The organism is Haematobacter sp. (assembly GCF_032102465.1).
Classification (GTDB): domain Bacteria; phylum Pseudomonadota; class Alphaproteobacteria; order Rhodobacterales; family Rhodobacteraceae; genus Haematobacter.
Window position 1 is genome coordinate 313,786 of the sequence record NZ_DAMDHB010000001.1, and the last position, 25,842, is coordinate 339,627.

Here is a 25,842-nt window from a genome sequence, read left to right on the forward strand (position 1 = left end):
AATGCACGATTGGCTGCGCGAACACCCCGAAGTCAGAACCATCCGCGTAGCGGCGGCGGACCTCAACGGACAGGCGCGGGGCAAGCGCATTCCCCGCCGCTTCGCCGACCGTATTGCCGAGGACGGGACGCGCTTCCCCCTCTCGGTCCTGTCGCTGGATGTGTGGGGAGAGGATGTCGAGAACAGCCCGCTTGTCTTTGACGAGGGCGATCCCGATGGCATCCTGCTGCCGACTGACCGTGGCTTCATGCCGATGCCGTGGCTGGAAGCGCCGACCGCCCTTCTGCCGCTATGGATGTTCCGCGAGGATGGCCGGCCCTACGACGGGGATCCCCGCCATGCGCTGGCCTCCGTGCTCAAGCGCTATGCGGCGGACGGGCTGCGCCCGGTGGTAGCGACCGAGCTGGAGTTCTACTTGATCGACGATTCCGGCAAGCGCCCCCAGATGCCCAAATCGCCGCGCTCCGGCAAGCGGCGGATCGGGGCGGAGACGCTGGCCCTTCGTGCGCTGGACGCCTTCGACCGCTTCTTCACCGATCTCTACGATGCCTGCGAGGAGATGGACATTCCCGCCGACACCGCCATTTCGGAAGCAGGTCTGGGTCAGTTCGAGATCAACCTCATGCATCAGTCCGACGCGCTGAAGGCCGCGGACGATACGTGGCTGTTCAAGCTGCTGGTGAAGGGCCTTGCCCGGCGACACGGTTTCGCGGCGAGCTTCATGGCCAAGCCTTATGAGGATTATGCGGGCAACGGAATGCACATGCATTTCTCCGTGCTGGACCGGCAGGGGCGGAATATCTTCGACAACGGCGGGCCGGAGGGCACCGCTGCCCTGAAAAGCGCCGTCGCCGGATGCCTTGCCGCGCTGCATGATTCGACGCTCGTGTTCGCACCCCATGCCAACAGTTTCGACCGACTGGTTCCCGGCGCCCATGCGCCCACAGCGATAAGCTGGGCCTATGAGAACCGGACCACCGCGATCCGCATTCCCTCCGGCAAGCCGGTCGCGCGCCGGATAGAGCATCGCGTGGCGGGGGGCGACGTGAACCCCTACCTGATGATCGCAGGCGTTCTCGGCTCCGCTCTCATCGGCATCGAGGATGGGCTGACCCCGCCGCCACCGCTCCTTGGCAACGCCTATGACAGCGCATCGCCCCGCCTGCCGACGTCGTGGGAAGAGGCGATCGACGATTTCGAAACCTCTTCGCTGGTCGCGCGAATCTTTCCGCAGGAACTGATCCGCAACTACGTGCTGACCAAGCGGCAGGAGGTGCGCTACATGGCGGAACTCGGGCCGGACGAGCAGATGGATCTCTATCTCGACACGGTGTGAGCCGCTTGCCGACGGCGGCGGGCGGGGATAGCCTTGGGCCATTCCATCGAGGACTCCCATGCTCATCGGCATCCTGCAGACCGGCGACGCGCCCGACGCCATTCAGCCCGCCTCCGGCAACTACCCCGACATGTTCGAGCGTCTGCTCGCAGGCCGGGGGTTCGACTTCCGCACCTGGCGCGTGCTGGACATGCAATTTCCGGCCTCCCCCCGCGACGCGGATGGCTGGATCATCACCGGCTCCCGCTTCGGCGTCTATGAGGACCACCCCTTCATCGCTCCGCTCGAAGCCTTCATCCGCGCGGTGAAGGAGGCGCATGTGCCGATGGTCGGCATCTGTTTCGGACACCAGATCATCGCGCAGGCGCTTGGCGGACGGGTGGAGAAATTCTCCGGCGGCTGGTCGGTCGGGCCGCAGGATTACGACTTCGGCGGCAGGACCGTCACTCTCAACGCCTGGCATCAGGATCAGGTGGTCGAGCGGCCGGAGGGAGCCCGGGTCGTCGGCTCCTCCGGTTTCTGCGACAATGCCGCGCTGGCCTATGGTGACGATATCCTTACAGTGCAGGCACATCCTGAGTTCGACAGCACGGTGACGCAGGGCCTCATCGACCATCGGAGCGGCAGCGTGCCGGACGACAGGGTCTCCGCAGCCCTCACCCGCCTGACGGAGGATGATGCCGATACACAAGGCGGCTCCGCCCTTCTCGCCGACCGGATCGCCGATTTTCTTACGCAGAGGGCCCATGTCTGACTGGACCGAAAAGCTCCCCGAAGCCGCGCAACGCTACATCCAGGGCCGCCGTGTGGATGAAGTGGAATGCATCGTCTCCGACATTGCAGGCGTCGCCCGCGGCAAGGCGATGCCCGCGTTCAAGTTCGCCAAGCAGACATCCTTCTTCCTGCCGAATTCGATCTTTCTCCAGACGATCACCGGGGATTGGGCCGACAATCCGACAGGCGCCTTCACCGAGCCCGACATGATCATGGCGCCTGATTTCTCGACCGCCACCGCGGCGCCCTGGACGGCCGATGTCACGCTTCAGGTGATCCATGACGCCATCGACCAGACGGGGGAACCGGTGGCCGCCGCGCCCCGCAACGTGTTGAAACGCGTCCTGCATCTCTACAAGGAAAAGGGCTGGACGCCGATCGTCGCGCCGGAGATGGAATTCTTCCTCGTCGCGCGCAACATCGACCCGAACATGCCGGTGCAGCCGCCGATGGGCCGGTCGGGCCGTCGTGCGGCGGCCAAGCAGGCGTATTCCATGTCCGCGGTCGATGAGTACGGTCCGGTCATCGACGATATCTACGATTTCGCCGAGGCGCAGGGGTTCGAGATCGACGGCATCCTTCAGGAAGGCGGCGCGGGTCAGGTGGAGATCAACCTCGCCCATGGCGACCCGGTGCGGCTGGCCGACGAGATCTTCTACTTCAAGCGCCTGATCCGGGAAGCCGCGCTCCGCCACGACTGTTTTGCGACCTTCATGGCCAAGCCCATCGAGGGCGAGCCGGGTTCTGCCATGCATATCCACCATTCGGTGGTGGATACGGCAACGGGCCAGAACATCTTTTCCGACGCAAAGGGCGCGGAGACGCAGGCATTCCTGCATTTCATCGCGGGGATGCAGAATCACCTGCCCGCGGTCATCGCGCTGCTGGCGCCTTATGTGAACAGCTACCGGCGTTATGTCCCGGATTTCGCGGCACCCATCAACCTCGAATGGGGGCGCGACAACCGGACGACGGGATTGCGCGTGCCGATTTCCGAACCCTCCGGGCGGCGGATCGAGAACCGGCTGGCGGGTATGGACTGCAACCCCTATCTCGGGCTGGCCGCATCGCTCGCCTGCGGCTATCTGGGTCTGCTGGAACAGAAGATGCCGCGTCCCGAATGTCTGGGCGATGCCTATATGTCCGCCGACGAGTTGCCCTACAACCTCGGCGATGCGCTCGACCTGTTCGCGGAGGACGAGGGCGTGCGAGAGGTTCTGGGCCTTGGCTTCTGCTCCGTCTATGACTCGGTCAAGCGCAACGAATACAAGGAGTTCCTTCAGGTTATCAGCCCGTGGGAGCGGGAGCACCTGCTGCTCAACGTATGAACCTTCTCACCGCCAACGACCGTCAGGGATCCTTCCCCGCCAGCTATTACGCCGCGACGGCCACGGATCGGGAACCCGCGCCCCCGCTTCAGGGCTCGCATCGGGCCGATGTCTGCGTCGTGGGCGGAGGCTATACGGGTCTGTCGGCGGCGCTGCATCTGGCCGAGCGGGGCTATTCTGTCGTGCTGCTGGAGGCGCATCGCGCGGGCTTCGGTGCTTCGGGGCGGAACGGGGGACAGGTCGGCTCCGGCCAGCGGCTGGAACAGGACGAGCTTGAACGCCGCATGGGTCGGGACGATGCCCACCGGCTCTGGGCCATCGCGGAGGAGGCGAAAGCGCTGGTCCGCGACCTTATCGCCCGTCATGCGATGCCCATCCGTTTCCATTCCGGCGTTGCCCATGCCTGCCGGACGGAAGCCGAAGTTCGCCATTCCCGCACCATGGCGGAAAAGCTCGCCCACGAATATGGCTACGATCAGGTGGAACCGTTGGACCGGGCGGGCATCCGGGCGCTGATCGGCTCCGAGGATTATGTCGGCGGCGACATCGACCGTGGCGCGGGCCATATCCACCCGCTGAACTTCGCCATCGGGCTGGCGCGGGCCGCAGAAGCCGCGGGCGTCACCCTCCACGAGAATACCCTCGTCACCGGGATCACCCGCGGGCAGACGACGCGCGTTGTTACGGCAAGCGGCAGCGTTACGGCGGATCACGTCATCCTCGCCTGCAATGGCTATCTCGGCGATCTGGTGCCGGAGGTCGCGGCGCGGGTCATGCCGATCAACAATTTCATTGTTGCGACTGAACCGCTGGGGGATGCGGCACGCGATATTCTGGCCGAACCGGTCGCCGTTGCCGACACCCGCTTCGTGGTGAACTACTGGCGGCTGTCGGAGGACAACCGGCTGCTGTTCGGCGGGGGGGAGAGCTTCGGCTACCGCTTTCCCGACGTGATCGCCACGGTGCGGAAACCCATGCTCCGGGTCTATCCGCAGCTCCGCGACGTGCGGATAGATTACGCCTGGGGTGGAACGCTGGCCATCACGATGACGCGCTTGCCCTGTTTTCTCCGGCTCGGGCCGACCCTTCTGTCCGCCTCGGGGTATTCCGGGCATGGCGTCGCCATGGCGACGCTCGCCGGGCGGATCATGGCAGAGGCGGTGGCCGGTCAGGCGGAACGGTTCGACCTGATGGCGCGCCTGCCCACGCCCCGCTTTCCCGGTGGTGCGGCGTTGCGCCATCCTCTCCTCGTGCTGGCGATGACCTGGTACGGCCTGCGCGACCGGCTGGGAGTCTGAGCCGCTGTTGAAGAAACGTGGCGCAGGGGCTAGCTTTCAGGCGAGCCAAGGAAAGGACCGTGCGATGCGTGACGATGTGCCGAACAGCTGGGAAGCCCGGGCGGAGGAATACAGCCTCTACGGTTTCACCGACCTGCCCTCCGTCCATAAACGGGGCACGGTCGTCCTCACGCATGGCGAGGGGCCTTATATCGTCGATACCCACGGCAAGCGGTATCTCGACGCCAATTCCGGCCTGTGGAACATGGTGGCAGGCTTCGACCATCCGGGGCTGATCGCCGCCGGGCAGGAGCAGTTCGCCCGTTTCCCGGGCTACCACGCCTTCTTCGGGCGCATGTCGGACCAGACGGTCATGCTGTCGGAGCGGCTGGTCGATGTCTCCCCCTTCCCGCGCGGCAAGGTCTTCTACACCAACTCCGGGTCGGAGGCGAATGACACCATGGTCAAGATGCTCTGGTTCCTCGCCCAATCGGAGGGCAAGCCGGAGCGGCGTAAGATTCTGACACGGGTGAATGCCTATCATGGCGTGACAGCGGTCTCGGCCTCCATGACCGGCAAGCCCTACAACTCCGTCTTCGGGTTGCCGCTGCCGGGGTTCATCCATCTCTCCTGCCCGCATTACTGGCGCTTCGGGGAACAGGGCGAGACGGAGGAGCAGTTCACCCAACGCATGGCAAAGGAACTGGAGGACACGATCCTTGCCGAAGGGCCGGATACCATTGCCGGTTTCTTTGCCGAGCCGGTTCAGGGCGCGGGCGGGGTGATTCCCCCCTCCAAAGGCTATTTCCAGGCGGTGCAGCCGATCCTGAAGAAATACGGCATTCCGCTCATCTCCGATGAGGTGATCTGCGGTTTCGGCCGGACAGGCAATACCTGGGGGTGTGAGACCTACGACTTCGTGCCGGATGCCATCATTTCCTCCAAGGCGCTGACGGCGGGATATTTCCCGATGGGCGCGATCATCCTCGGCCCGGATCTTGCTGATCGGATGCAGGCCGCTTCCGAAGCGATCGAGGAATTTCCGCACGGTTTCACCGCCTCGGGCCATCCCGTCGGTTGTGCGGTAGCGCTGAAGGCCATCGATATCATCATGAACGAAGGGCTGGCGGATCGCGCGAGTGAACTGACGCCGCGCTTCGAGGCCGGGCTTGCCCGGTTGGCGGAAAACCCGAACATCGGCGAATGGCGGGGCAAGGGTCTGATGGGCGCACTGGAGGCGGTCAAGGACAAGGCCACCAAGACGCCGTTTGACGGCAAACTCTCGGTCTCCGAGCGGATCGCCAATACCTGCACGGATCATGGGCTGATCTGTCGGCCGCTGGGACAGTCCATCGTTCTCTGCCCTCCGTTCATCATGACAGAGACTCAGATGGATGAGATGTTCGAAAAACTGGAAGCCGCGCTGAAGCAGGTCTTTGCGGAAGTCGCCTGACCGGCGATTGCGGCCCGCCCGGAACGGGGCGGGCTGCCAGCCTCACTTCCGGCCGGAAAGCCGCTCCTGAAGTTCGGCAAGCTGACGCTTGATATCCGCCAGTTCGGAGGAAGTCGAAACCGGCTCCTCCTCCTTGGTCGTGGGGGGGGCCCATCCCCGCATGAGCGTCTTCAGAAACGCCTGCTGCTGGCGCTGCATCGCCTCGAATCCCGGCATGGCCGACATCGGATTGGGATAGGTGGTCAACCCTTCCATCATCCGGCTCGGCCCCTCACGCAGCATGTCGAAGGACATGGCGAGGAATTGCGGCACGACGCTCTGTGCCTGAGTGGTGTAACTGCGCACCAGATCGGTGAGCACCGTCAGGGGCAGGACATTCTCACCCCGGCTCTCATGCTCGGCGATGATCTGGAGCAGATACTGGCGCGTGAGATCATCGCCGGACTTCAGGTCAACGATCTTCACTTCGCGCCCGTCACGGATGAACCGCGCGATATCCTCCAGCGTTACGTAATCGCTGGTTTCGGTATTGTAGAGCCTGCGGCTTGCATACCGCTTGATCAGCAGCGGCTTCTCGTTCTCTGCCACCTTCCATCCCCCCGTCACTTGTCAGATGGAATCTAGGCCAGAGATTTCCAAAAAGAAACCTGCCTCGTTCCTCCCGCAAAGAAAAAGGACGGGCCATGGCCCGTCCTTACTTAACAGATTGTCAAACCGATCAGGATTTGACAGCCGTCGGTGCCACTTTCGAAGCGCGGGCAGCAGCAGCCGTAGCTTCGCTGGTCGCCTTTTTCACCGCGGCGGTCGCGTCTTCCGAAATGTCCTTGCCAGCGGCAAGCATCAGCTCGACAGTTTCCATCTGCACTTTCTTCGCCACTTCGGCAAAGGCCGCCAGATTTTCGGCAGCCATTTCCGCCGAGGAAGAAGCGAACTCTGACAGCGCCTTGGAGTAATCACCCGGCTCTTCCTTCACGCGGGCGAGTTCGCCGACCTTCGCGATCGATTCCTTCGTCCAGCGGCTGGAGATTTCCGTCGATTTCTCTGCAGCTTCGAGCACGACTTTCGTCATCCGCTCGCCCAGAGCAGCCTGGGTCTTGAATGCTTCCTGGAACGCATGGGCGTCCACCGGAAATGCCGACATCATATCCTGCACCATCTTGGTGAAATCCTGAGTTTTAGCCATTTTTCCCTCCACAAATACTATGCTGCGCGCTGAGCCAAAGGTATGTTCTGCACCGCGGCATTTCAAGATTTTTTTCGCTGCGGTGCAGAAAATTTAAAAGGCCGGTATGTCAGGGAGTTATTGGCCGGCGGATACCTTGGCCCGCACATATTCCCCTGGTGCATCGCCAAGGACAGGATGGTTGCCCGTTCCCGGCAAGCGGGCAGCCACGTCCGCTCCGGCACGCTGACGAAGCCAGCCTTCCCAGCTCGGCCACCAGCTCCCGGAGTGGCGCTGCGCGGAAGAGCGCCACTCCTCCGAAGCGCCCTCCGGTGCCTTCCCGAGGTAATGCCCGTACTTGTCCTTGCCAGGTGGATTGATGACCCCGGCGACATGGCCCGATTCCGCGAGCACAAAGGTCTTGTCCCCGCTTCCCATGCGGGAGATGCCCGCGAAGCTGGCCTTCCAGGCCGCGATGTGATCCGCTTCACAGGCCACGGCGCACAGAGGCACGTTCACGTCGGACAAGGTGAGAACCTCTCCGCAAAGGCGAATGCCCTGCTCAGCGAATCGGTTCTCCTGACAAAGCCAGCGCAGGTATTCCGTCGCCATTCGAGCAGGCAGATTTGTCGAGTCTCCGTTCCAGTACAGCAGATCAAACGCCGGAGGCGCATCGCCCATCATGTAGCTACGGATCGCCGGGCCATAGACCAGATCATTTGCCCGCAGATAGGAAAAGGTCTTGGCCATGAAATAGGCGGCCAGATACCCCTTCTCATACGCCTGCCGTTCGATGGCATCGACAAAATCGTCGGACAGAAAGGCCGTGAACTCCCCCTGATCGGAGAAATCCGTGAGCGTCGTCAGGAAAGAGGCCGACTTCACCGGATTCAGGCCCCGCTTGCGGAGCAATGCCAGCGTCAGCGCCAGGGTCGTGCCAGCAATACAATAACCGACCGCATTCACCTGTTCTTCACCGGTGATGTCGCGCACGGTTTCGATCGCTCTCAGGAAGCCTTCCTCGATGTAAGTATCGAGACCGGCATCCGCGAGCGACTCGTCCGGGTTGACCCAGCTTACGACGAAAACCGTGTATCCCTGCCCCACTACCCAACGGATGAAGGAGTTCTGCGGCTTGAGGTCAAGAATGTAGTATTTGTTGATCCACGGCGGAAAGATGATGAGCGGAAGCTGCTTCACCGTCTCCGTCTTCGGCGAATACTGGATGAGCTCGAAAAGCCGATTGCGGAAGACGATGGAGCCCTCGGTGGTGGCAAGGTTTTCGCCCACCTGAAAAGCCCGCCGGTCCGCCAGCGTCACCAGAAGCTCCCCCTCGTTCGCCTCCAGATCGGCGACGAGATTTTCCATTCCCTTGACGATCGATTCCCCATCCGTCGCGACCGCCCGCTCCAGCGCGTCGGGGTTGGTGCCGAAGAAATTCGTAGGCGACAACATGTCGAGCATCTGCCGCGTGAAGAAATCGACCCTCTGCCGCTCCTTTTCGTCAAGCTGCATGTCGGCCACGGCCTGATGCGCTGCTTCCACCGAAAGCAGATACTGCTGCTTTACGTAATTGAAGAACGGATGGCTGTCCCAGAGGGGGTTGGCAAAGCGCCGGTCGCGCGGCCCGCGATCATCGGGTGGTGTGAGGCGACCGGTATTCAGTGCCTGCTGCGCATCCATGTAGTGACGGACGGCCTTGCCCCAGTAGCCGATCTGATGTTCGAGGATCCGGCCGGGATTTTGCATCATCTCCGCCATGTAACCCGTGGCGGCCTTCATGAAGAGATCGCCACCCGGGCCGGAGAGTCCGGGATCCATCGGCTTGCGGCGGGCGAGTGCCGCGATCATTCGCTGACGAAGCTCCTCCACCCGCGCGAGGCTTTCGTTCATGCGTTCGAGATGGTCCGCTGGTGTCAGTTCCGGCGGGGGTTCCGTTACGTCACCCTCCCCCGTCGCCTTGCCGGTCCGCGAACGACCACGCGTTCCCGTTGTCATCTCCCTGGCTCCCCCCTAAACTTATAAGAAGCATAGCGTCGCCCAAACTGGGGGGGAAGCGACGAATTGCCCCAGGCTGCACTTGGCAGGAGAGCGCGATGATCAAGACAATGACCGGCTATGACATGATGGAAACCTTGCGCAACACCAGCGAGTGGCTGGGCGCAACGGCCCGCGCCATGGCAAGCTACCCCGCCCTCGCCCCCATCCCGAATCCCGCGCTCGCCCTGATGGCGGCTTGGGGAGAGGTGGCGGAGCGGAGCTTCTCCCGGATGGTCGTAAAGCCGGACTGGGGAATTCGCACCGTCACGGGCGGGGATGGCACCGATCTGGTGGTGGAAACAACCGTCGTCGCGCGGCGACCGTTCTGCGACCTCGTCCATTTTCAGGTCGAGGGACGGGAGCAGATGGCACGGCGCGTGCTTCTCGTCGCGCCGATGTCCGGCCACTACGCGACGCTGTGCCGCTCAACCGTGGCGAGCCTGCTGCCCGACTGCGAGGTCTATGTCACCGACTGGCGCAATGCCCGCGACATTCCCGTGTCCGAGGGCAAGTTCGACGTTGAGGATTTCACCCTCACGCTCGTGGATTTCATCCGCCATCTCGGGCCGGATATTCATGTGATCGCCATCTGCCAGCCCGCCCCGCTGACGCTTGTCGCAGGGGCCTGGCTCGCGCAGCACGAGCCGGAGGCCCAGCCCCAGTCCATGACGCTCATCGGCGGGCCGATCGATCCGGCGGCAAAACCGACCGAAGTGACCGATTTCGGCGACAGCGTCACCATGGGCCAGCTCGAGCGGTTGTTCATAGAACGTGTCGGCTTCAAATATCCGGGCGTGGGGCGGCTGGTCTATCCCGGGCTGCTTCAGCTCTCCTCCTTCATCGCGATGAACCGGGAACGTCATACGGAGGCGTTCACGAACCAGATCCTCGCCGTCGCGCAGGGCACCGCTGGCGACCACGATCAGCACAATCGGTTCTACGACGAATATCTTGCGGTCATGGACATGACGGCGGAATTCTACCTTTCCACGGTGGAACGCATCTTCAAGGATCGTGAGGTGGCGCGGAATGTCTTCACCATCGAAGGCGAACACGTGGATATCGGCAAGATCGACAGGACGGCGGTCATCGTCGTCGAAGGAGAGAAGGACGACATCTCCGCCCCCGGCCAGTGCAAGGCCGCGCTCGACCTGCTCACCGGCCTGCCGGAGGAGATGAAGGGTTATTATCTGGAGCCGAATGCCGGCCATTATGGCATCTTCGCAGGCTCCTCCTGGCGCAAGAACATCCGCCCCTATGTGCTTGATTTTCTGGATCGCGCCAGCAAGCCGCAGGATGCAAAGCCAAAGGCCGCACCGCGCCGCAAGGCAAGCGTGGTCTCCCCCTCCGCCGGCAGTGGCGCGGCGCCGGATACGGTTCCGGTCTGAGAGAGGGTCAATGGATTGCCGGGCGGTATCTTGAGCCCGGCAGCCTCCTACCCGAGCACCTCGCCTATGGACACGGTGATGAGGGCGAGGCATTCCGGCGTCGAAAACCGGTGATCGGCATCCTTGACCAGCGTCAGCCGGATGTCCCCGCCCTTGGCGTGTTCAAGCACCCGCATCCCCCGCTCCCACGGCACGGTTTCATCGCCTGTCCCATGCAGGAGACGGACGGGAAACGGCAGCGGCAGCGGGCTTCGGAGGATCAGCCGATCCCTGCCATCCTCTATGAACCGGCGGCTGATGCGATAGGGCCCGTCATAGTCTGAGGGCTGCTCGACATAGCCGCGGGCAAGCAGCAGCTCCCGCTCCGCATCGCTCATGCCCCCCCACATGTCATCCTCGGTGAAGTCGGGCGCGGCGGCGATTGTCACCAGCCCCACCACCCGCTCCGGCATCGACCGCGCCAGCAGGAGCGCGATCCACCCTCCCATGGACGAGCCGACGATGATCTGCGGCCCCTCCGTCAGCTGGTTGATCGCATGGCGCGCATCCTCGAACCAGTCGCCGATCGCGCCTTCCTCGAAGGTGCCGGAGGACTGGCCGTGGCCTGAATAATCAAAGCGCAGGAAGGCACGCCCCTGCGTTTCCGCCCAATCCTGCAGATAGAGCGCCTTCGTCCCGGTCATGTCGGACCGCAGTCCGCCCAGGAACACAACACCCGGCCCGCGACCGGGGATGCGGTTGTAAGCGAGCCTGCGGCCCTCCGGCGTGAGCAGATGATCGGGCATGGCAGCATCCTCCGAAACCTTCCGGGTCGTGATGCCAGCCGCGCCGCCCTGCCGCAAGCTCTCAGGCCGAAACAAGGCCCGCGGCCTCATCCGCCGTGATGACAGAGGCGTAACCAAATGCCAAAGCGGCAAGGAAGGCCGTCTGCACCTCCTCCGCAGACACTTCCCTGCCACGGAACTCCAGCGCGCGTGTGGCGCAGGCGTCTCCCGCGACGGTCACCCGGTAACCAAGATCGGCGGCCGCACGAACGGTTGCGTCGATGCACATGTGCGTCATCGCCCCCACGATCACCAGATGCTCCGCGCGCCAGCCCTCCAGCACTTCATGAAGACCCGTGCTCCGAAAGCTGTTGGGGAAGTTCTTCACGATGATGGCCTCCCCCCGCTCGGGTGCCAGAGCCGGATGGATCTCCGCCCCCGGGGTTCCCGGAGTGAAGAAGGGCGCAGGCTCCCGCGTCGATTCGTGGCGAATATGGATCACGGGCTCCCCTGCTGCGCGAAAGGCGGCGAGAAGACCCGCGCCGCGCGCTGCGGCCTCCTCCACTCCCTCCAGCGGCCAGCGCCCGCCGGGAAAGTAGTCGTTCTGCATGTCGACGATCAGCAAGGCCACTTCGCCCATGATCTCTCCTCCTCTGTTGTCTCCGTCATAGCATGGCAGACGCCTTTCGCCATGCGGTTGACATCCCGCGCAGCGCGGCCCTAGAGAGACGGGACAACCCGCAACCGGGCGTTCCGTGGGCGCCAGACCGACGAGGAGAGCCTTTCATGGCCCAGATTTCCCTGTCCTTTCCCGATGGATCGAAGCGCGACTACCCCGCCGGCACCGCGCCGGGCGAGGTCGCGGCCTCCATCTCCAACTCGCTGGCCAAGAAGGCGATCTCGGCCACGGTGAACGGGGCGCATTTCGACCTGCAATGGCCGATCGAGTTCGATGCCGCCATCGAGATCCATACTATGCAGGATCAGGCGCAGGCGCTGGAACTGATCCGGCATGACCTTGCGCATATCATGGCGCGCGCGGTTCAGGAGCTGTGGCCGGAGGTGAAGGTCACCATCGGCCCCGTAATCCAGAACGGCTGGTATTACGACTTCGACCGGGAGGACCCTTTTACCCCGGAAGATCTGGGCGCCATCGAGAAGCGGATGAAGGAGATCATCGCGCTCCGCGACCCGGTGAAGACGGAGGTCTGGGACCGCGCGCGCGCCATCGCCTACTACGAGGAACGCCACGAACCGTTCAAGGTCGAGCTGGTCGAGGCGATCCCGGAAGAGCAGAAGATCCGCATGTACTGGCACGGCCACTGGCAGGACCTCTGCCGCGGCCCGCATCTCCAGAACACCGGGCAGGTGCCGCCGGATGCGTTCAAGCTGATGTCGGTCGCCGGAGCCTACTGGCGCGGTGATTCGAACAACAAGCAGCTCCAGCGAATCTACGGTGTCGCTTTCCGCAACCGCGACGACCTGAAAGCCTATGTCACCATGCTGGAGGAAGCGGCGAAGCGCGACCACCGGCGGCTGGGCAAAGAGATGGACCTGTTCCATCTTCAGGAGGAAGCACCCGGCATGGTGTTCTGGCACCCGAACGGCTGGACGATCTACCGCACGCTGGAAGACTACATGCGCCGCAGGCTGGCCCGTGCGGACTACCGCGAAATTCGCACGCCACAGGTGGTGGACCGTGTGCTGTGGGAGAAATCCGGCCACTGGGAAGCCTACCGCGAGAACATGTTCATCGTCGAGGTGGACGAGGATGAACACAAGGAACGGCGCATCAATGCGCTGAAGCCGATGAACTGCCCCTGCCACGTGCAGGTCTACAATCAGGGCCTGAAGTCCTACCGCGACCTGCCTCTCCGGCTGGCGGAGTTCGGCTCCTGCCACCGGTTCGAGTCTTCGGGTTCGATGCACGGGCTGATGCGGGTGCGCGGCTTCACCCAGGACGACGCGCATATCTTCTGCACCGAGGATCAGATCGAGGCGGAATGCGCGAGCTTCATCGCGCTGCTGGCCTCCGTCTATCGCGACCTCGGCTTCGAGAAGTTCGACATCAAGCTCTCTACCCGGCCGGATGTGCGAATCGGATCAGACGAGACTTGGGACAAGGTGGAGAACGCGCTCGAATCGGCGATCCGGCATGTGGGCGTGCCCTATGTCGTCGATCCGGGCGAAGGCGCGTTCTATGGGCCGAAGCTCGACTTCAAGCTGACCGACGCCATCGGGCGGGAGTGGCAGTGCGGCACCTTCCAGGTCGATCCCAACCTGCCCACGCGCCTTGGCGCGGAATACGTGGGCGAGGACGGCGGCAAACACCGTCCCTACATGCTGCACCGCGCGATTCTGGGGTCGTTCGAGCGGTTCATCGGCATCCTGATCGAGAACTACGCGGGCAAGCTGCCGTTCTGGCTTGCACCCCGGCAGGTGGTGGTCGCCTCTATCGTGTCGGATGCCGATGATTATGTAATTGAGATCGTTGAATCTCTCCGCGCTGCCGGACTTCGGGCGGAAGCGGATACCCGCAACGAGAAGATCAATTACAAGGTCCGCGAGCATTCGGTGGGCAAGGTGCCTGTCATTCTGGCCATCGGGATGAAGGAAGTGGAAGAGCGCACGGTCTCCCTCCGTCGTCTGGGCGAGAACCGGAGCGAGTCGCTGGCGCTTGATGCGGCGGTGGAACAACTTGCGAGGGAAGCCCTCGCACCCGACCTTGCGAGCCCCCCGGCGCAGGGCTAAAAGCCGCGCGCCCAACGACCTTGTGCAGAAACCGTCTTGATTTTGGCGGGGGATGAGTCATTCCTTCTGTCCGTGACAACGGACTTTCTGCGACCGCCTCCTGATGACCCAGGCAGCCGGAGACTTGGAAGACCCGGCAGCACGGCCCGCCGCAGTCCCGCGTCGGGAGTTCTAAAAGGAGAGACGGAATGCCGACTGGCACCGTGAAATGGTTCAATACGACGAAGGGCTATGGCTTCATCGCCCCGGACGATGGCGGCAAAGATGTGTTCGTGCATATCTCGGCCGTTGAACGTGCCGGGCTGAAAGGCCTGAACGACAACCAGAAGATCGGCTACGAACTTCAATCCGGCCGCGACGGGCGTTCGTCGGCTTCGGACCTGCGCCTGCTCTAACAGCGCCACCATCATTCGGGCGGCCCGGAACACGCGTCATGCGGTTCCGGGCCGTTCCCATTCGTGGCTTGCAGTCCGCGGCCGGCTGGGAAACCGACGCCCGCCCCGGACCTCCTGCAGATGCAGGAGCAACCCGCGAGCCTGGCTGCCCCGAACGCCGGCCCGTCCTGGAAAAGCCTTGGTCTTCAGTCACCGCGGCAGGCAGGTAACTACGGGCCCGTTCCCGGTGCCTGCCGTTGAGGTGGGCAAGCGTCAGAGCCAGAGCTTCCGCACGTCTTCCTGCCAGCCAAGGGTCAGGCGATCCCCGCCCTCTATCACCGGCCGTTTCATGAGGGCCGGATGTGCGGCGAGGAGCGCCTGCGGAGACTGGCCACGCTCTTCCTCCGACAGGCCGCGCCATGTCGTCGAGGCCCTGTTGACGAGCTTGTCCCCGAAGGCTGTCAGAAAGCGCCCGATCTCCATGCCGGAGAGCGGTTGCTTGCGAATATCGTGAAAGGTGACGTCCTCCCTCTCCCGCAGGCTCGCCAGCGCCTTGCGGCAGGTGTCGCAGGTGGAAATGCCGTAAAGGGTGATCACTCCGCCTCTCCCCAGACGGCGGCGAACTCCCGCCATTCGCCCTTGGACATGCCGGAGGTTTCCTGGGTGACCGTCTCCCCCCGCAGGCGGCGCTGCAACACATCGACGCCTTTCGCCGAAAGCTGAACCGCCCCCATGCGGTAATCCTCGAACGCCGCATAAGCATGCGGAACCCAGTCCGCAACGATGCGGCAGATCGCATCGGCATAGACCCGGATTTCATATTGCGCGTGCGAATCAGCGCGAAGCCGCAGGAAGTGGAAGAGGTTGTGCAGGTCGGTCTTCCAGTACCACTGGGTATAGATGTTTGCGGGCAGGTTCATGCGGGCCAACTCGCGGGCGAGACCCTGCTGCCCCTCCTCGCTCAACATCGCCTCGTAATGGTCATAGGCGCGGCCCGCATCCTCCTTGAGCAAGGAAAGCACGCGCTCGGCCTCCTCCCCCTCCAGCACCTGATCGCGGCCCTGATGGTTCTTGCGCGACTGCGCGGCCAGATGCTCGGGCGCGGGAATGTAGAACTCCCTGTCCAGGATCGAGTAGCGGCCGGAATATTCGTTCACATTGGCCGTCCGGTGCCGGATCCACTGTCGCGCCACGAAGATCGGAAGTTTCACATGCAGCTTCACCTCGCACATCTCGAACGGCGTGGAGTGCCAGTGGCGCATGAGATAGCGGATCAGCCCCGCATCGTCCCGCGTGGCCTTGGTGCCTGCGCCGTAGCTCACACGGGCGGCCTGCACGATGGCGGCATCGTCGCCCATGTAATCCACTACGCGCACGAAGCCGTGGTCGAGCACCTCATGGGCAAGGTAGAGGTGCTTCTCCATCCCCTCCGACACAGCGCGCAGCGTCTGACGCGGGGTGGCACGCAGCGCATCGATCTGGGATTGCTGGTCGGGATTGATCGGCATGATGGGGTCTCCGATAGAATGGCCACAAGATATGGTGGGAACGTGGAGACCATAGCCCCCGTGACGCGCCCCGGCAAGCCGACTTCCAGACCGGAGCCGACTGCGCTAGCTTCAGGCACTACGCAAGGAGACGATATGAAATATCTGCATACGATGGTCCGGGTGCTGGACCTCGAAAAGTCCATGGCCTTCTATGACCTGCTCGGGCTGCGGGAAATCCGGCGCATCGACAATGACAAGGGACGGTTCAGCCTGGTGTTCATGGCCGCGCCGGGAGATGAACAGGCGCCGGTCGAACTGACCTGGAACTGGGACGGCGACGCCGATCTTCCCTCCGACAGCCGCCACTTCGGCCATCTTGCCTACGAGGTGGAGGATATCTACGCGCTCTGCCAGAAGCTGATGGATCAGGGCGTGACCGTCAACCGACCGCCGCGCGACGGGCGCATGGCCTTCGTGCGCAGCCCCGACAATGTCTCCATCGAGCTTCTTCAGGCGGGCGAGCCGCTGGCTCCGGCGGAACCCTGGGCATCCATGCCGAGCACCGGGCATTGGTAAGCGCTCAGTAGATATAGCGGATCTGATCCGTCCAGTACCGCTCCATCCGGCGGAGCGCCTCTCCGGTGGAGCGTAGACCCTGCGCATGCACCCGGCCCCGCGCTTCCAACCCGTTCACGTGACGGGCGAAAAGGTCCTCCATCGCCTTCCGCACCTCACGCCCCTTCGGCGTGAGGCTCACCCGCACCGAACGGCGGTCCATCTGCGAGCGCTGATGGTGCATGTAGCCCGTCTCCACGAGCTTCTTCAGATTGTAGCTCACGTTGGAGCCCTGATAGTAGCCGCGGCTTTTCAGTTCCCCCGCAGTCACCTCGTTCTCACCGATGTTGAACAGCAGCAGGGCCTGCACCGCGTTGATCTCCATCACGCCGACCCGCTCGAACTCATCCTTGATGACATCGAGCAGCAGGCGGTGCAGCCGTTCGATCAGGCTCAGGATGTCGAGATAGCCGGTGAACGGCAGGTCATCCGTGGGCGGCTGGGGCAGTTTCTGGACGATGGTCATGTCTCGCTCCGTCTGTCGCATTTGCAGCAGAATGGACACGAATTACCAATATCCGGTTAAGGAGGCGTCCGCCCCGCGTCAGCCGCGAAACCGCGCGTGAGCATGGGCGGCGATCCGGTCGAGCAGCGGGGAAAGCGTCTCCGGCGCTCCGCCCGAGACGACCCAGCGGTAGAGATCCTGATCGTTCTCCTCCAGCAGGTTCTCCAGCAGGTCGAGATCCTCTGGCGACAGACCCTCCAGAGCGCCATCCGCCCAGGGGCCGAGAATCAGGTCCATCTCCTTCATCCCGCGCCGCCATGACCGCATCCTGAGGCGTTTCAGCCGGTTTTCACGGGTCTCGGTCATGATCATCCTCTTCGGCCTTGATCGGACGCACGGCGCGCCCTAAAGCGGGCCGACCCTTCCCAGCCGGAGCCCCGCCATGCCCTTCCTGTCGGAAACGCTCGACCGCGTCAAACCCTCCCCCACGATCGCCGTGTCAAACCTCGCGCGCGAGCTTGCGGCGCAAGGCCGCGACATCATCGGCCTGTCGCAGGGGGAGCCGGATTTCGACACCCCCGAGAACATCAAGAACGCCGCCAAGCGCGCGATTGACGAGGGCAAGACCAAATACACCGCCGTGGACGGTATCCCCGAGCTCAAGAAGGCGATCTGCGCCAAGTTCGAGCGGGAAAACGGCCTGAGCTACAGACCCTCGCAGATAACGGTGAGCACGGGCGGCAAGCAGGTGCTCTACAATGCGCTGGTCGCCACGCTGAACGCGGGCGACGAGGTCATCATCCCCGCGCCCTACTGGGTATCCTATCCCGACATGGTGCTGCTTGCAGGCGGCGAGCCGGTGTTCATCGAAGGCCCGATGCAGACCGGCTACAAGATCACCGGGGAGCAGCTCGAAGCCGCGATCACACCCAAGACCAAGTGGTTCATCTTCAACTCGCCCTCCAACCCTTCCGGGGCAGGCTACAGCCGGGAGGAGCTGAAGGAGCTGACCGACGTGCTGATGCGCCATCCGCATGTCTGGGTGATGACCGACGACATGTATGAGCATCTGGTGTTCGGCGACTTCAAGTTCGTCACGCCCGCCGAGGTGGAGCCGGGGCTTTATGACCGCACCCTGACCTGCAACGGCGTGTCGAAGGCCTATGCGATGACCGGCTGGCGGATCGGCTATGCTGGCGGGCCGGAAATGCTCATCAAGGCGATGAGCAAGGTGCAGTCCCAATCGACCTCCAACCCCTGCTCGATCAGCCAGTGGGCGGCGGTGGAGGCGCTGAACGGCTCGCAGGACTACATCGCGGAGAGCCGCCTCGCCTTCGAGCGGCGCCGTGATCTGGTGGTCAGGATGCTGAACGAGGCGGACGGGATCACCTGCCCGGTGCCGGAGGGCGCGTTCTACGTCTATCCTTCCGTCGCGGGCTGCATCGGCAAGACCTCCCCCGCCGGGGCGGAGATCGTGGACGACGAGACCTTCGCCACCGCGCTGCTGGAGGAAAAGGGCGTGGCCGTGGTGTTCGGCGCGGCCTTCGGCCTGTCCCCCAACTTCCGCGTGAGCTACGCCACCTCCGACGCCGTGCTCGAAGAAGCCTGCACGCGGATCAAGGACTTCTGCGCCTCGCTGCGCTGAGCGCGCATTGGGTGGATTTCCACCCGCTGCCCGAGCCATAATGGGTGGAGATCCACCCACCGCCTTTGGGGCCGGCTGGTTTTGACCGCCGGCCCCGATTGATTCGCACCCCTCCGGCGCGCATGCAGGCTGATATCCATTTCCGTCGCCAAGACGGATGGGACCGGCAAGGACGAGGAACCTGGCCGACCCGCGACACGCATGGGAGGATCAGCATGCACCCGACAACCACGGCTCCGGCGGAGCCGCTTCCCTTCTATCGTCACCTGTATTTTCAGGTGCTCGTGGCCATCGTCGCGGGTATCCTGCTCGGCCATTACTGGCCGCTGTTCGGCGAACAGCTGAAGCCCCTCGGCGATGCCTTCGTCCGGCTGGTGAAGATGATCATCGCTCCGGTGATCTTCCTCACCGTCTCCACCGGGATCGCCGGGATGACGGATATGAAGAAGGTCGGGCGCGTCGCGGGCAAGGCGATGCTCTACTTCCTGACCTTCTCCACGCTGGCGCTCATCATCGGCCTCATCGTTGCGAATACGCTGCATCCCGGGGCTGGCCTGCATATCGACCCGGCCTCGCTCGACGCTTCCGCCGTGCAGCAATACGCGGCAAAGGCCCATGATTCGACCATCACCGGGTTCCTGATGAACATCATCCCGACGACGCTGGTCGGCGCCTTCGCGGATGGCGACATCCTCCAGGTGCTGTTCATCTCCGTCCTTTTCGGGCTGGCGCTGGCGGCGGTGGGCGATCTGGGCCGACCGGTGACCGAGTTTCTTCAGCAGCTCACCGTCCCGGTGTTCAAGCTGGTGGCGATCCTGATGAAGGCCGCTCCCATCGGCGCCTTTGGCGCGATGGCCTTCACCATCGGCAAATACGGCATCGGCACGGTGGTGAACCTGTTCTTCCTGGTCGCGGTCTTCTACATCACCGCGCTGATCTTCGTGCTGGTCGTTCTGGGCGCGGTCGCGCGGTACAACGGCTTCTCCATCCTGAAGCTGATCGCCTATCTGAAGGAGGAGCTGCTGCTCGTCCTCGGCACGTCCTCCTCCGAAGCGGCGCTGCCCTCGCTCATGGAGAAGATGGAGCGTGCGGGCGCCTCCCGTTCCGTCGTCGGTCTGGTCGTGCCGACGGGTTACTCGTTCAACCTCGATGGCACGAACATCTACATGACGCTGGCCGCCCTGTTCATCGCGCAGGCGATGGACATCCACCTGAGCTGGGGGGAGCAGCTTCTGCTTCTGGCCGTGGCGATGCTGTCGTCCAAGGGCGCTGCAGGAATCACGGGCGCGGGCTTCATCACTCTTGCGGCAACGCTTTCCGTGGTGCCCTCGGTGCCCGTCGCCGGGATGACGCTGATCCTCGGGGTGGACAGGTTCATGTCGGAATGCCGTGCACTGACCAACTTCATCGGCAACGCCGTCGCCACTATCGTCGTCGCACGGTGGGAGAACGAGCTGGATACGGAAAAGCTGAACGCTGCCCTTGGCGGACATCCCGGCAAGGCCGATGGACGGCCCCTTCCCACCGGGCACATGCCGCCCGGTCTGAAGGATGCGGTACTGGCGGAAGACTGAGCATCAGGGGCGCGCCATTGGCGCGCCTTCTCATTCTCGGCGGAGCGCGCGCGTCCAGAACCGCAGGAGCAGCAGCATCGCGGCCAGGATCAGGCCCACGGCAAGCCCATACCAGATCCCCTGCGGCCCCAGCCCGAAATGGAAGCCCAGCAGATAGCTCGCCGGGACACCGACGATCCAGTAGCTGAGCCCGGCGATGAACATGGGCACCCGCGTATCCTGTACCCCACGCAAAAGACCGAGCGCCATTACCTGCGCCGCATCGCCGAACTGGAACACCGCCGCGGCGGCCAGAAGCGCGGTTCCGATGGCGATGATCGCCTCCCGATCCGTCTCGGACGGGGAGAGGAACAGTTCGATCAGCGGTCCGGGAATGGTCAGGATCGTCACGATGATGCCCACACCGCAGATCGCGGAAAGGCAGAGCGCCACAACCGCGCCGCGCCGCAGTTCCGGCCAGTTCCGCTCACCCAGAAAGCGGCCGGTGCGAACGGTAGCCGCGTTGGACAGGCCCACATGCAGCATGAAGGCAAGCGCGGTCAACTCCATCGCGATGCCATGCGCGGCGAGCGGCTTCGGCCCGATCCAGCCCATCATGACCGCCGCCGCCGTGAACAGGCTGGATTCCGCCAGACTGGTCAGCCCGATCGGCCAGCCGAGCCAGAAGACCCGGCCGAATGCCTGCCAGTCGGGCTTCCATATCCGCTGGAACAGCCGGTTGTGGCGCAGTTCGGGAAGCCATGCCGCGTAGAAGGCCAGCAGCCCCATCGTCACGAGCTGCACAAGGGCCGAGGCCGTCGCCGCCCCCGCGATGCCCAGCTCGGGAAAACCCCAGTTGCCGAAGATCAGCGCCCAGTTCGCCACGATGTTCACCGCAAGCCCCGCAAGCGTCACCCAGAGCACGACCTGCGTCCGCCCCAGAGCCGCGAGATAGCTGCGCAGCACCATGACCACCAGCGCCGGGATGATCGCCGGGCCTACGATGCGGAGGTAGGTCTGCGCCAGCTCGGAAACCACCGGATCCTGCCCCAGCAGCCCGAAAAGCGGCCGCGACCAGAACATGACGGGGAGCAGCAGGATGCCGTAGAGCACGGACAGCCACATCCCCATCCGGGTCACGCGCCGGGCGGTGGTTTCATCCCTCGTGCCCGCGGCCTCCGCCACCAGCGGCATCACGGCCTGCGCAAATCCGGCGCCGAAATAGAACAACACCACGTAGGATGCGGTGGCCAGCGTCGCCGCCGCCAGTGCGGTGACATCATACCATCCGAGCATCACCGTATTGCTCACATGCAACGCCACCTGCGCGACATTGCTGCCGATCAGGGGGATACCAAGCGCAAGCAGCGCCTTGACATGCGAAAGGATCGGGATGCGGTCTGACATGGCAAGGGCCTCCGTATCGGAGGCCCGTGATCAGAGCAATCGTCTTTGTGCGGCGCTGTATCTCAGCGCGCGTCGTCCTTGCAAAAGGGCGTCGCCGGAATGAGGTCGAGCCTGTCTTCCGAGATACGCTTCCCGCAGATGGTGCAGTAGCCGTATTCGCCCTCGTCCAGCCGTTTGAGCGCCGCCTTGATCATGCGGATCTCGTTCACCGCGGATTCGCTGAGACCGGTGAGCACTTCGTCGCCCTGTCGTTCGGACGCCTGATCCTCCCAGTCATCGCTGTCTTCGGAGCCGATTTCCTCGTCGATATCCTCGACGCGGTCTTCGAGTTCGGCAAGCCGTTCATCAAGCTGAGTACGGCGTTCGGCATCCGATTTCATCTGGCTCTCCCTTGTCAGAATTCCGCCCTGACAACGCATCAGGGCGGGTTTCGGTTCAAATGGCCAGCATCGAATGACCGTGCGGCCTATTTCTCCACGGTGACCTTGGCCATCCAGTCGGGATCGGTCACGACACCGTTGCGGCTGCTGTTGCCGCGCTTGATCTTGTTCACGACATCCATGCCTTCGACCACACGGCCGACGACGGTATATTGCCCGTCAAGATGCGGAGCGTCATCGAACATGATGAAGAACTGACTGTTCGCCGAATTGGGATCCTGCGACCGCGCCATGCCGACCGTGCCGCGCTTGAATGGCTGGTTGGAGAATTCCGCCGGCAGGTTCGGCAGGTCGGAACCGCCCATCCCTGCCCGCGAGGTATCGCCGGCATGCTTGCCGAACTGCACATCGCCGGTCTGGGCCATGAAGCCCTCGATGACCCGGTGGAACACGACGCCGTCGTAATTTCCGGCCTCGGCCAGCGCGACGATGCGTTTGACATGCTCGGGCGCAACATCGGGGAGCAGGTCGATCACCACGCGGCCCTTCGCCTGCCCCTCCACCTGGATCACCAGATCCGGGCCGGGACCATCCTCCGCCGCCGCATCCGCCCGGCCCAGGAAGGTCGCGCCGATGCTGAACGTGCCGAAGGTCGCAAGGGCGACGGCAACCGCCGCCCCGAAGAACATCCCGCGCCGGACGAGGTCGTTCTCAGCCATCCGCGGCGACCTTGACGGAGATCATGCGGTCCGGCTCTGCCGGCGGCTCGCCCCGTTTGATCTTGTCCACGTTCTCCATCCCCTCGATCACGCGGCCATAGACCGTGTATTGACCGTTCAGGAAATGGTTGTCCTTGAAATTGATGAAGAACTGGCTGTTGGCCGAGTTCGGGTCCATCGCGCGGGCGGCGCCCAGCGTTCCGCGATCATGCGGCAGGCGGGAGAATTCCGCCGGAAGGTCCGGCAGGTCCGACCCGCCGGTGCCCGCGCGCCGCAGGTTGAACGTCTCGACGGTCGCGTTGCCGTTCTCCACATCGCCCGTCTGGGCCATGAACCCGTCGATCACGCGATGGAACACGACACCGTCGTATTTGCCCGCGCGGGCGAGTTCCTTCATGCGCTCCGCATGTTTGGGAGCGACATCGGGGAGAAGCTCAATGACGACGGGGCCGTCCTTCAGCTCGATGATAATTGTGTTTTCCGGATCCTTGATCTCGGCCATGGCCTGCCCTCCTTGGCTTTGGGCGCAACCTAGTAGCTGGAACCCGCAAGGAAAAGGGTAAAGCGTCGTCTCCGGTCACGGGCACAGACATATGGGCGAGTTGACGCACACCGCCCCTTCGGGCGAGATACCGCGGCGACCACTGCGAGGAACAGCACATGGCTTGGAAAACGCTCGACGATTTCGACCTGAAAGACAAACGCGTCCTCATCCGGGTGGACGTGAACGTCCCCGTGGCGGACGGCAAGGTGACCGATGCCACGCGAATCGAGAAGATCGCGCCCACCATCCGCTCCGTGCTGGACAAGGGCGGCAGGCCGATCCTGCTCGCGCATTTCGACCGCCCGAAAGGCAAGGTCGTGCCGTCGATGTCGCTCAAGGTCATCATGCCGGCGATGGAAAAGGCCTTCGGCACCAAGGTCGTCTTTGCAGAGGACTGCACCGGCTCCCGCGCGGAGGAGGTGATCGAGAAGGCCCGCCCGGGTGAGGTCGTGCTGCTCGAAAACACCCGCTTCCACGAGGGGGAGGAGAAGAACGACCCGGTCTTTGCCCGGGAGCTTGCCCGGCTGGGCGACATCTATATCAACGATGCCTTCTCCGTCTCTCACCGCGCCCATGCCTCGGTCGAGGCGATCACGAAGCTCCTCCCCTCCGGCGCGGGGCGGCAGATGGAGGCGGAACTGAACGCGCTGGCCGCGGCGCTCGGCGATCCGAAACGGCCGCTGGTGGCGATCGTGGGCGGGGCGAAGGTGTCCACCAAGCTCGACCTGCTGGGCAATCTGGTGACCAAGGTGGACCATCTCGTCATCGGCGGCGGGATGGCGAACACCTTCCTCGTCGCGCAGGGCAAGCAGATTGGCAAGTCGCTTGCCGAACCCGACATGGCGGATACCGCACGCGACATCCTCGCCCGTGCGAAGGCGGCCAACTGCACCATCCACCTGCCGGTCGATATCGTCGTGGCACGTGAGTTCAAGGCGAATGCGCCGCATGAAATCCTGCCCGCCGACGACTGCCCGGCGGATGCGATGATCCTCGACGCCGGACCGCAGACGGTGAAGGAGCTGGAGAAGGTGTTCGACGCCTGCCGGACGCTGATCTGGAACGGCCCGCTCGGCGCATTCGAGCTTGAACCGTTCGACAGGGCAACGACCGCCGCCGCACGCTATGCGGCCAAGCTGACGCGGGAGGGCAGCCTCGTCTCCGTCGCCGGTGGCGGCGATACGGTGGCCGCGCTGAACAAGGCAGGGGTGGCAGGTGACTTTACCTATATCTCCACCGCCGGCGGGGCGTTTCTGGAGTGGATGGAGGGCAAGGAATTGCCGGGCGTCAAGGCGTTGGACATGGTCTGACGCCTCCGGGCAGCCGTTAGCGCCACCAGAGATTGCGGGGCCGCGAAGCTCCGGCTAGACCTGAAAATGACGCCCCTCCAAGCCATTTTCAGGGATATGACCATGCCGAATGCTAAACAGGCCGAGCAGATCAAGAAGGGCGCGGGGTTCATCGCCGCGCTCGACCAGTCTGGCGGATCCACCCCCAAGGCGCTCCGGCTCTACGGTATCGAGGAGAGCGCCTATTCGGGCGAAACCGAGATGTTCGACCTGATCCACGCCATGCGCGCGCGGATCATCAAGTCCCCCGCTTTCACCGGTGACAAGGTCGTGGGCGCGATCCTGTTCGAGCAGACCATGGACCGGGATATCGACGGCACGCCGACCGCGACCTATCTGTGGGAAACCCGCAGCGTGGTGCCGTTCCTGAAGATCGACAAGGGGCTTGAGGCCGAAGCCGACGGCGTGCAGCTCATGAAGCCGATGCCGGGGCTGGACGCGCTGCTCGGCAGGGCGGCCAAGGCCGGGATCTTCGGCACCAAGGAACGCTCCGTGGTGAACGCCGCGAACCCGGTGGGGATCCAGAAGATCGTGGATCAGCAGTTCGAGGTGGGCGAGCAGGTTCTGGCCCACGGGCTTGTCCCGATCCTCGAACCGGAGGTGACGATCTCCATCGCCGACAAGGCGGAGGCGGAATCGCTGCTGCGCGATGCGCTGCTCAAGGGGCTGGAGACGGTTTCCGCGCCGGTGATGCTGAAACTCTCGCTGCCTACCGTCCCGAACTTCTACAAGCCGCTGGTCGATCATCCGAAAGTGCTGAAGGTCGTGGCGCTCTCTGGCGGCTACAGCCGGGAGGAGGCGAACGCCAAGCTGGCGCAGAACACCGGGATCATCGCTTCCTTCTCCCGCGCGTTGACGCAAGGCCTGTCGGCGGAGCAGGCCGACGCGGATTTCGACCGTGTTCTGGGTGAGACCGTGCAGACCACCTACGAGGCGTCCATCGCGGGCTGAGCCCGGTACGGTGGATCATAAAGGCCCCCTTCGCGGGGGCCTTTTTCATGCGCTAACAGGCTGCTGAAAAAGCCCTGAAGTGTCATGCTATGCGCCG

26 protein-coding genes are annotated in these 25,842 nt (G+C 63.7%); 13 read left to right on the forward strand and 13 right to left on the reverse strand.

Translation table 11 applies throughout. From position 1 onward, the window contains the following. Position 1: 1 nt before the first annotated feature. The 5 genes from RT513_RS01505 to RT513_RS01525 all read left to right on the forward strand — a co-directional run bounded on the left by RT513_RS01505 (position 2) and on the right by RT513_RS01525 (position 6,168). Complete coding sequence (locus RT513_RS01505; RefSeq protein ID WP_290689669.1) at positions 2-1,336, forward strand: glutamine synthetase family protein; 1,335 nt, start codon at positions 2-4, stop codon at positions 1,334-1,336. 58 nt (positions 1,337-1,394) lie between these two features. Then, on the forward strand, positions 1,395-2,090 hold the full coding sequence (locus RT513_RS01510) for a type 1 glutamine amidotransferase (RefSeq protein WP_088216157.1): 696 nt from the start codon (positions 1,395-1,397) through the stop codon (positions 2,088-2,090). Continuing rightward, on the forward strand, positions 2,083-3,438 hold the full coding sequence (locus RT513_RS01515; RefSeq protein WP_088216158.1) for a glutamine synthetase family protein: 1,356 nt from the start codon (positions 2,083-2,085) through the stop codon (positions 3,436-3,438). The genes RT513_RS01510 and RT513_RS01515 overlap by 8 nt, the downstream gene beginning before the upstream one ends. Next, positions 3,435-4,736, forward strand: a complete 1,302-nt coding sequence (locus RT513_RS01520; RefSeq protein ID WP_290689670.1) for an FAD-binding oxidoreductase — start codon at positions 3,435-3,437, stop codon at positions 4,734-4,736. Before RT513_RS01515 ends, RT513_RS01520 begins: the two co-directional genes overlap by 4 nt. 64 nt (positions 4,737-4,800) lie before the next feature. After that, on the forward strand, positions 4,801-6,168 hold the full coding sequence (locus tag RT513_RS01525) for an aminotransferase (RefSeq protein ID WP_290689672.1): 1,368 nt from the start codon (positions 4,801-4,803) through the stop codon (positions 6,166-6,168). Positions 6,169-6,210: 42 nt separating this feature from the next. Here RT513_RS01525 and phaR read toward each other — a convergent pair whose 3' ends face one another. The 3 genes from phaR to RT513_RS01540 form a co-directional block, all read right to left on the reverse strand. After that, on the reverse strand, positions 6,211-6,756 hold the full coding sequence (gene phaR, locus RT513_RS01530; protein WP_088216161.1) for a polyhydroxyalkanoate synthesis repressor PhaR: 546 nt from the start codon (positions 6,754-6,756) through the stop codon (positions 6,211-6,213). Between the two features lie 130 nt (positions 6,757-6,886). Further along, positions 6,887-7,351 (reverse strand): phasin family protein, encoded by a 465-nt coding sequence (locus RT513_RS01535; RefSeq protein ID WP_088216162.1) that lies wholly within the window; start codon positions 7,349-7,351, stop codon positions 6,887-6,889. Between the two features lie 117 nt (positions 7,352-7,468). Further along, positions 7,469-9,223 carry a PHA/PHB synthase family protein gene (locus tag RT513_RS01540; RefSeq protein ID WP_290689810.1) on the reverse strand — a complete coding sequence of 585 codons (1,755 nt, stop codon included), beginning with the start codon at positions 9,221-9,223 and terminating at the stop codon, positions 7,469-7,471. A 206-nt stretch (positions 9,224-9,429) separates the two neighbouring features. Here RT513_RS01540 and phaZ point away from each other — a divergent pair, with 206 nt between their 5' ends. Next, a complete protein-coding gene (gene phaZ, locus RT513_RS01545; protein WP_290689812.1) occupies positions 9,430-10,758 on the forward strand; it encodes a polyhydroxyalkanoate depolymerase in 1,329 nt (442 codons plus the stop codon). 47 nt (positions 10,759-10,805) lie between these two features. Here phaZ and RT513_RS01550 read toward each other — a convergent pair whose 3' ends face one another. Both RT513_RS01550 and RT513_RS01555 read right to left on the reverse strand, forming a co-directional pair. Then, positions 10,806-11,543 carry a carboxylesterase gene (locus RT513_RS01550; protein ID WP_290689673.1) on the reverse strand — a complete coding sequence of 246 codons (738 nt, stop codon included), beginning with the start codon at positions 11,541-11,543 and terminating at the stop codon, positions 10,806-10,808. A gap of 61 nt (positions 11,544-11,604) precedes the next feature. Next, positions 11,605-12,162, reverse strand: a complete 558-nt coding sequence (locus RT513_RS01555) for a cysteine hydrolase family protein (RefSeq protein ID WP_290689674.1) — start codon at positions 12,160-12,162, stop codon at positions 11,605-11,607. A gap of 146 nt (positions 12,163-12,308) precedes the next feature. Between RT513_RS01555 and thrS the strand changes: the two genes are divergently transcribed. Then, positions 12,309-14,273: a threonine--tRNA ligase gene (gene thrS / locus RT513_RS01560; protein ID WP_290689675.1), complete on the forward strand. Its 1,965-nt coding sequence runs from the start codon at positions 12,309-12,311 to the stop codon at positions 14,271-14,273. A gap of 188 nt (positions 14,274-14,461) precedes the next feature. After that, positions 14,462-14,668, forward strand: a complete 207-nt coding sequence (locus tag RT513_RS01565; protein ID WP_035706451.1) for a cold-shock protein — start codon at positions 14,462-14,464, stop codon at positions 14,666-14,668. A gap of 252 nt (positions 14,669-14,920) precedes the next feature. On the opposite strand, the gene RT513_RS01570 is transcribed toward RT513_RS01565, so the two are convergent. Together RT513_RS01570 and thyX are read right to left on the reverse strand one after the other, a co-directional pair. Then, positions 14,921-15,241, reverse strand: a complete 321-nt coding sequence (locus RT513_RS01570; protein ID WP_088216269.1) for an arsenate reductase family protein — start codon at positions 15,239-15,241, stop codon at positions 14,921-14,923. Then, on the reverse strand, positions 15,241-16,155 hold the full coding sequence (thyX, locus tag RT513_RS01575) for an FAD-dependent thymidylate synthase (RefSeq protein ID WP_088216166.1): 915 nt from the start codon (positions 16,153-16,155) through the stop codon (positions 15,241-15,243). Before thyX ends, RT513_RS01570 begins: the two co-directional genes overlap by 1 nt. Positions 16,156-16,290: 135 nt before the next feature. On the opposite strand from thyX, the gene RT513_RS01580 reads away from it, so the two are divergent. Then, positions 16,291-16,713: a VOC family protein gene (locus tag RT513_RS01580; protein WP_290689679.1), complete on the forward strand. Its 423-nt coding sequence runs from the start codon at positions 16,291-16,293 to the stop codon at positions 16,711-16,713. Between the two features lie 4 nt (positions 16,714-16,717). On the opposite strand, the gene RT513_RS01585 is transcribed toward RT513_RS01580, so the two are convergent. Further along, positions 16,718-17,218: a MarR family winged helix-turn-helix transcriptional regulator gene (locus tag RT513_RS01585; protein WP_290689680.1), complete on the reverse strand. Its 501-nt coding sequence runs from the start codon at positions 17,216-17,218 to the stop codon at positions 16,718-16,720. 78 nt (positions 17,219-17,296) lie between these two features. After that, positions 17,297-17,563, reverse strand: a complete 267-nt coding sequence (locus tag RT513_RS01590; RefSeq protein ID WP_088216270.1) for a succinate dehydrogenase assembly factor 2 — start codon at positions 17,561-17,563, stop codon at positions 17,297-17,299. Between the two features lie 76 nt (positions 17,564-17,639). Here RT513_RS01590 and RT513_RS01595 point away from each other — a divergent pair, with 76 nt between their 5' ends. Then, positions 17,640-18,842 carry a pyridoxal phosphate-dependent aminotransferase gene (locus RT513_RS01595; RefSeq protein WP_290689681.1) on the forward strand — a complete coding sequence of 401 codons (1,203 nt, stop codon included), beginning with the start codon at positions 17,640-17,642 and terminating at the stop codon, positions 18,840-18,842. Positions 18,843-19,057: 215 nt separating this feature from the next. Then, a complete protein-coding gene (locus tag RT513_RS01600) occupies positions 19,058-20,416 on the forward strand; it encodes a dicarboxylate/amino acid:cation symporter (protein ID WP_088216169.1) in 1,359 nt (452 codons plus the stop codon). Between the two features lie 30 nt (positions 20,417-20,446). Here the strand turns inward: RT513_RS01600 and RT513_RS01605 are convergent, their stop codons facing one another. The 4 genes from RT513_RS01605 to RT513_RS01620 form a co-directional block, all read right to left on the reverse strand. Continuing rightward, a complete protein-coding gene (locus tag RT513_RS01605) occupies positions 20,447-21,802 on the reverse strand; it encodes an MATE family efflux transporter (protein WP_088216170.1) in 1,356 nt (451 codons plus the stop codon). Positions 21,803-21,864: 62 nt separating this feature from the next. Then, positions 21,865-22,182: a TraR/DksA family transcriptional regulator gene (locus RT513_RS01610; protein WP_290689683.1), complete on the reverse strand. Its 318-nt coding sequence runs from the start codon at positions 22,180-22,182 to the stop codon at positions 21,865-21,867. Between the two features lie 86 nt (positions 22,183-22,268). Next, positions 22,269-22,901 carry a peptidylprolyl isomerase gene (locus tag RT513_RS01615; protein ID WP_256947357.1) on the reverse strand — a complete coding sequence of 211 codons (633 nt, stop codon included), beginning with the start codon at positions 22,899-22,901 and terminating at the stop codon, positions 22,269-22,271. Beyond that, entirely contained in the window at positions 22,894-23,403 is a 510-nt protein-coding gene (locus RT513_RS01620; RefSeq protein ID WP_035740777.1) for a peptidylprolyl isomerase, read from the reverse strand. The genes RT513_RS01615 and RT513_RS01620 overlap by 8 nt, the downstream gene beginning before the upstream one ends. Before the next feature lie 158 nt (positions 23,404-23,561). Here RT513_RS01620 and RT513_RS01625 point away from each other — a divergent pair, with 158 nt between their 5' ends. Next, a complete protein-coding gene (locus tag RT513_RS01625) occupies positions 23,562-24,755 on the forward strand; it encodes a phosphoglycerate kinase (protein ID WP_290689684.1) in 1,194 nt (397 codons plus the stop codon). A gap of 102 nt (positions 24,756-24,857) precedes the next feature. Next, complete coding sequence (locus RT513_RS01630) at positions 24,858-25,745, forward strand: fructose bisphosphate aldolase (RefSeq protein ID WP_290689686.1); 888 nt, start codon at positions 24,858-24,860, stop codon at positions 25,743-25,745. The last annotated feature ends 97 nt before the right edge of the window (positions 25,746-25,842 follow it).